Source organism: Streptomyces prasinopilosus (assembly GCF_001419695.1).
GTDB classification, from domain to species: Bacteria; Actinomycetota; Actinomycetes; order Streptomycetales; family Streptomycetaceae; genus Streptomyces; species Streptomyces prasinopilosus.
The window spans coordinates 1-3627 of the sequence record NZ_LIRG01000460.1; the positions used below are offsets into that span (position 1 = coordinate 1).

Annotated in this window: 3 protein-coding genes, 1 tRNA gene and 1 other RNA gene; 2 read left to right on the forward strand and 3 right to left on the reverse strand. The window is 72.8% G+C overall.

All coding sequences use genetic code 11. The features are described from left to right. On the reverse strand, window positions 1-1274 hold a 1274-nt coding region (locus AOK18_RS19390), incomplete at its 3' end, for a DNA polymerase III subunit gamma and tau (RefSeq protein WP_055695187.1). 65 nt (window positions 1275-1339) lie between these two features. Beyond that, window positions 1340-1438, reverse strand: an RNA gene (ffs, locus tag AOK18_RS31100) — signal recognition particle sRNA small type. Between the two features lie 72 nt (window positions 1439-1510). Between ffs and AOK18_RS19395 the strand changes: the two genes are divergently transcribed. Both AOK18_RS19395 and AOK18_RS19400 read left to right on the forward strand, forming a co-directional pair. After that, window positions 1511-1598 (forward strand) — tRNA-Ser (locus tag AOK18_RS19395). 293 nt (window positions 1599-1891) lie between these two features. Continuing rightward, window positions 1892-3136, forward strand: a complete 1245-nt coding sequence (locus tag AOK18_RS19400) for a PP2C family protein-serine/threonine phosphatase (RefSeq protein WP_055695188.1) — start codon at window positions 1892-1894, stop codon at window positions 3134-3136. On the opposite strand, the gene AOK18_RS19405 is transcribed toward AOK18_RS19400, so the two are convergent. Next, window positions 3120-3627: hypothetical protein (locus tag AOK18_RS19405; RefSeq protein WP_206281564.1), on the reverse strand; the 508-nt coding region annotated here is incomplete at its 5' end. The genes AOK18_RS19400 and AOK18_RS19405 overlap by 17 nt on opposite strands.

Sequence of the window (3627 nt, forward strand, 5' to 3'; positions counted from 1 at the left end):
GCGGCCGGACCGCTCCCGGGCGGCACCGGCGCTCCCGCGCCACCGCCGTGCCCCCCGGCGGCGGGCACGTACCCCATGGCGGGCGCGCCGGCCGCGGGAGCGCCCGCCGAGAAGTTCACACCGCGCTCGATCCGGTCCAGACGGGCCATGACCGACCGCTCGTCGCCGTACGCGGCGGGCAGCAGCACGCGCGCGCAGATCAGCTCGAGCTGGAGCCGGGGCGAGGTGGCGCCCCGCATCTCGTTGAGTCCCTCGTTGACGAGGTCGGCGGCACGGCTGAGTTCGGCGGCGCCGAAGACGCCGGCCTGGGCCTGCATCCGCTCGACGACGTCGGCGGGGACGTCGATGAGCCCCTTCTCCGCGGCGTCCGGGACCGCGGCGAGGATCACCAGGTCCCGGAGCCTCTCGAGCAGGTCGGTGACGAACCGCCGCGGGTCGTTGCCCCCCTCGATCACGCGGTCGACGACCTCGAAGGCCGCGGCACCGTCGCCCGTGGCGAAGGCCTCGACCACGGAGTCGAGCAGCGAGCCGTCCGTGTACCCGAGCAGGGAGGTGGCCATGGCGTACGTCACGCCGTCGGGGCCGGCGCTCGCGAGCAGCTGGTCCATGACGGACATGGAGTCACGCACGGAGCCCGCGCCGGCCCGCACGACGAGCGGCAGCACCCCGTCCTCGACGGGGCTGTTCTCCCGTCCGCACACCTCGCCGAGGTAGTCCCGCAGGACCCCGGGCGGCACCAGCCGGAACGGATAGTGGTGCGTGCGCGACCGGATCGTCCCGATGACCTTCTCGGGCTCGGTGGTCGCGAAGATGAACTTCAGGTGCTCCGGGGGCTCCTCGACGACCTTCAGCAGCGCGTTGAAGCCCTGCGGGGAGACCATGTGGGCCTCGTCGATGATGTAGATCTTGTACCGGCTGTGGGCGGGCCCGAAGAACGCCTTCTCGCGCAGGTCGCGGGCGTCGTCCACACCACCGTGGGAGGCGGCGTCGATCTCGATGACGTCGATCGAGCCGGGTCCGTTGCGCGCGAGGTCCTGGCAGGACTGGCACTGACCGCACGGCGTCGGCGTGGGACCCTGCTCGCAGTTCAGGCACCGGGCGAGGATGCGGGCGCTGGTCGTCTTGCCGCAGCCTCGCGGACCGCTGAACAGGTACGCGTGATTGACCCGGTTGTTCCGCAGCGCCTGCTGCAGCGGGTCGGTGACATGCTCCTGCCCGATGACCTCGGCGAAGGACTCCGGGCGATAACGGCGGTACAGCGCGAGGGACGACACGCCTACGAGGTTATAGGCGCCCACCGACAACCCGTCCCGCCCCGCCCGGCGGCAGGGGCACGGCGCACGAAAGCGCCCCCCACGCACCCGCCAGAGCCGACCTACCCTTGCTGCCTTCCGGCCCTGGGGGAGTTCAGTCAGATAGCGCCGCGTGAGGGGCTGCGCACAGGCTACCCCATGTCGCGGGGGTGGAACGAGTTCGCGAGCACTCCTTCGGGTCATGTAATGTTCCTCCCGGAGGATTCGCCTAGTGGCCTAGGGCGCACGCTTGGAAAGCGTGTTGGGGGCAACCCCTCACGAGTTCGAATCTCGTATCCTCCGCCAGTGCCTCACCGGGCACGAAGTCGAAGGGCCCCGCAGTTCGCTGCGGGGCCCTTCGACGTTGCCCGGCCGGCTCCCGGGGCCGTCGACGGTGTATTCGTTCCCGTGTGGCCCGGCGCCGGTCGGTACGGCCGGGGCGGCCCCGGCCTCCTCCTCGCCGAGGTGCGCGGTCCGCACGCCGGACGGGCCGGGGCGGGCCGCGCCCCGCCGGTCCGGCGGGCCGCCCCACCCGCCCACGGGCCGATGTGTGACCCGGAACCGGGAGTGGGACGGGGGAACGGGGCAGGAGAGTAGACGTGACCACACCGCACCTCGACTACCGGGCGTTGTTCGCCGTGATGCCCAGCCCCTATCTGGTGCTGGACCCCGAACTGGTGATCGTCGAGGCCAACGAGGCCTATCTGCGGGTCACGGAGCGGACCCGGGAGGAGTTGATCGGCCGGCACCTCTTCGCCGTCTACCCGGAGAACCCGGCGGACCCGGAGGCCGACGGGGTCCGCAACCTGCAGGCCTCCCTGGAGCGGGTCGTCCGCTCGAAGGAACCGGACACGATGGCGGTGCAGAAGTACGACATCCCGGTCTCCGGACGCCCGGGGGTGTTCCGGGAGAAGTGGTGGTCGCCCGTCAACACACCCGTCCTCGGAGCCGACGGAGAGGTCGGGTGGATCATCCACCGGGTGGAGGACGTGACCGAGTTCGTGCTCACCCGCCCCCTCCACCTCAGGCCGGGCGACCCGCTCGGGGAGCACAAGGCGATGGAGGCCGAACTGTTCGCGCGGGCGCAGGAGCTCCAGGGCCTCAACGAGGAGCTCCGCGAGGCCCACGCCCGGGAACGCCGGACCGCCCTCGCCCTCCAGGAGGTCATGCTGCACGCTCCGGACCTGGCCGGGCACCGCGAGATCGCCGTGCGCTACCTGCCCGCCACCCGGTCCCTCAACGTCTGCGGCGACTGGTACGACGTGGTGGACCTGTCCGACGACCGGTTCACCGTCGCGGTCGGCGACGTGGTCGGCCACGGCCTGGAGGCCGCCGCCGTCATGGGCATGCTCCGCAGCGCCCTGTCCGCCGCCGTCCGCGCCATCGACGAACCCGGCAGGGCGATGGACGTCCTGAGCAGGTACGCCCGCACCTTCGAGGACGCGCTGGCCACGACCGCGGTCAAAGCCGTCATCGACACCCGCCGGCGGCACATCACCTACACCAGCGCCGGCCACCCCCCGCCCCTCCTGGCCCGGCCGGACGGCACCGTCGTCCTGCTCGACGAGGCCACCGACCCTCCCCTGGGCATCCTCACCGACCACGCCGTCCCGCGCCCCCAGGCCACGGTGTCCTACTCCCCGGGCGACACCCTCGTGCTCTACACCGACGGACTCATCGAGCGCCGCGGTGAGGACATCGACGCCGGCCTGCACCGCCTCGCCGACGCCCTCGGCCGGCACACGTCCCTCGGTCCCGACCAGTTGGCCGACACCCTGCTCACCCGCCTCGGCGTGGCCGAGGGCGGACGGGACGACATCGCCCTGATCATCGTCCGCCTGTGAACCCGCCCGCCCGCGCCCGCTCGGCGTCACGTGCTTCCCGGCGGTCTCCCGCGACGGGGCCGGCGTGGCGGGGCCGGCCCCGTCGCGGGAGGCCTCGGTCCGGGGGCGAGGCGTCGAAGCGCTGCTCGAACAGCACGCCGCCGTCCTCGGCGTACGCCGTGACCGTGAAGCCGGTGTCCGCCGCCGGGGCGTCGCCGAAGGCGTGGTACGTCCCCCAGCCCGGATCGTCCGGCAGCCTCAGCACGGTGGCGGTGTGGCGCGGTCCGGAGTCGAGGACGATGCCGATCCCGGCCGGCGGGGTGTCCGTGCGGAACACTCCGTAGGAGTAGAAGAGGACGTGCTCGTCGCCCCCTCGGTGTGCAGCCCGCCGCTGAGGCTCTCGGGCCGGATGCCGTCGCCGTCGTACCCCCCTGGCCCGCTCGACGGACCCGGCGCAGTCCTCCCGGGCGACGACGTAGTCCTGCCGGCCTTCCGGCAGGACTACGTCGTCG